The sequence below is a fragment of the Nocardia sp. NPDC058497 genome (genome assembly GCF_042720195.1).
GTDB lineage: Bacteria > Actinomycetota > Actinomycetes > Mycobacteriales > Mycobacteriaceae > Nocardia.
Genome location: NZ_JBHXMY010000790.1, coordinates 1 through 2,209, shown reverse-complemented (window position 1 = coordinate 2,209; position 2,209 = coordinate 1). Strand labels below are relative to the sequence as shown.

The 2,209-nt window shown below is 71.1% G+C and carries 2 protein-coding genes; both read right to left on the bottom strand.

Going from position 1 to position 2,209, the window contains the following annotated elements; genetic code table 11:
- The coding region (locus tag ACFWPJ_RS30985; RefSeq protein WP_378856791.1) for a diaminopimelate decarboxylase family protein at positions 1–1,129 on the bottom strand (1,129 nt) is incomplete at its 3' end.
- 154 nt (positions 1,130–1,283) lie between these two features.
- Positions 1,284–2,087: a mycolate reductase gene (gene cmrA / locus ACFWPJ_RS30980; RefSeq protein ID WP_378856789.1), complete on the bottom strand. Its 804-nt coding sequence runs from the start codon at positions 2,085–2,087 to the stop codon at positions 1,284–1,286.
- Positions 2,088–2,209 lie beyond the last annotated feature (122 nt).

The following is a 2,209-nucleotide window of genomic DNA, read 5'->3' as shown; positions in this document are numbered from 1 at the left end:
CTTCGCCCGGGGCCAGAGGGGGGGGCAGGCGCCCGCCGGTGGCGATGAGCTGCCCGGATTCGCTGTGCCTGCCCGCGATGGACGCGGTCAGCTGCGCGCCGGTCGGGTGCCGGTTGACCACGACCGCGCTGCCGTTCCCGCCGCCCCCGCCGTCGACGATCACCCTGGTCCCGCCGTCGGTGGTCTCGGTGACGGCCAGCACCCGATACAGGGTGACACCGGCCCTGGCGACGATCGCCCGCCCGGGTTCCATGGTGAGTGCGGGGCGGGGGAAGCGGTGCCGCGCGCAGCCCGCGTCCAGTGCGTCGTCGAGGATGTCGGCGAGCTCGTGCAGGTTGAGTTCGGCCTCACCGCTGCGATAGGCCACCGCGTGCCCGCCGCCGATGTCGAGATGGGTGAGCAGCATCCCGTATTCGTTGTCGATCCAGGCCATCTCGCCGATCATCCGGCGGATCGCCTCGCCGTAGTGGTCGGGATTGTGGATCTGTGCGCCGAGATGGCAGTGCAGTCCGATGAGCTGCAGGTTCGGCTGGGTGGCGATCCTGGCGACGGCGGTCTCCAACGAATCGCCGCCGAGCGGGAAACCGAACTGGGGGCCGCCGGGCACCTCGATGCCGGGCGCGACGCGCAACAGCACCTGCTGCGGTGTCGTCGCCAGCGCGGCGAGGAGGGTGATCTCGGTGAGCGAGCCGATCACGATGCGGCCGACGCCGCAGGCCACGGCGGACTGCAGTTCGTCGAAGGTCTTGCCGTTGCCGTGCAGCACGATCCGGCGCGGATCGATGCTGGCGGCCAGCGCCACCGACAATTCGCCCGCCGATCCGACCTGCACGGACAGGCCCTCGTCGGCGACCCAGCGCGCCACCGCGCCGACCATCAACGCGGTGCCGGCGTAGACGATCTCGGCGTCGGGGAAGTACTTGCGGTAGGCGCGGCAGCGTTCGCGCACCTCGGCCTCGTCGACCACGTGGAGCGGAGTGCCGAACTGGTCGGCGAGATCGGCGAGGGCCACCGCGCCGAGGGTGATCCGGCCGTCGGGGTCGTAATGGGTGTCGGCCGGCCAGACCGCGGGGTCGAGCCGCGGCACGGTGGTCGCGCGAAACGACGGGAAGATGTCGAGCAACGTCACGGTGGTCTCCTGGGGGACGCCCCCGCGCTCCGACGGCGGGGCCGATTCCAGGACTACGCCGCCCGCGGGCCGCTGAACTCGCTGTTTACGGGTCCTTGACCACCTGGGCGACGTTCCTGACGGGTTGCTGACGTGGCAACCCGTCAGGCGGGTGTCAACTGCCCAGCTTCTTGTAGAACGCGCCGGCGATCGGGGCGGTCACCGCGCGCGGGCCGTAGTTGCCCGCGACGCTCATGCCCTTGCTGATCAGGCCGGGGACGATGCGCATCTTGTTGCGGGCCAGCGCGTCGATGGAGACCTTGGCGGTGTACTCCGAGGAGACCCAGAGGAAATCGGGGACCATCTTGTCGACGATCGACTCGTCCTCGGGCGCGGGGGTTTCGGTGCGCACCGGGCCGGGCGCCAGCAGGGTGACATTGACGCCGCTGCCCTTGAGTTCGCCGCGCAGCGACTCGGAGAAGGTGTTGGCGAACGCCTTCGACGCCGCGTAGGTGGCGTTGTTCGGGATCGGCATATTGCCCGCGGCCGAGCCGCTGATCAGGATGCCGCCCGCCTTGCGCTCGATCATGCCCGGGAGCACGGCCAGGGTCAGGTCGTGCACGGCGGTGGCATTGAGTTCCATCTGCGCCCGCTCGTAGGCGAAGTCCAGCTCGGCCACCGGGCCGAAGGTGGCGATGCCGGCGTTGTTGCACAGGATCGCGATATCGCGCACCGCGAGTTCGTCGACGAGGCCGGCCCGCTGCGTGCGATCGGCGAGGTCGACCGCGCGCACCTCGGCGGTGATGCCGTGCGCCAGGGTCAGCCGCTGGGCCAGTTCGGTGAGGATCTCACCGCGCCGGGCGACCAGGATCAGCGAGTAACCGCGCCCGGCCAGTTCGGCGGCCAGCGCGGTACCGATGCCGGAGGACGCGCCGGTGACGACGGCACGATTGTCTGCAGTGGGGGAGGGCAAGCTCACACGGGGAGCTTAGGGGATCGGCGTCGACCGGGCGGTGGCCACATCGCCCGACCGGTGCGCGGCGAGCGACGCAGCACAGAACACCCCCCCCCCCCCCCCGCGGCGGGGGCGGTGTGGGGGCG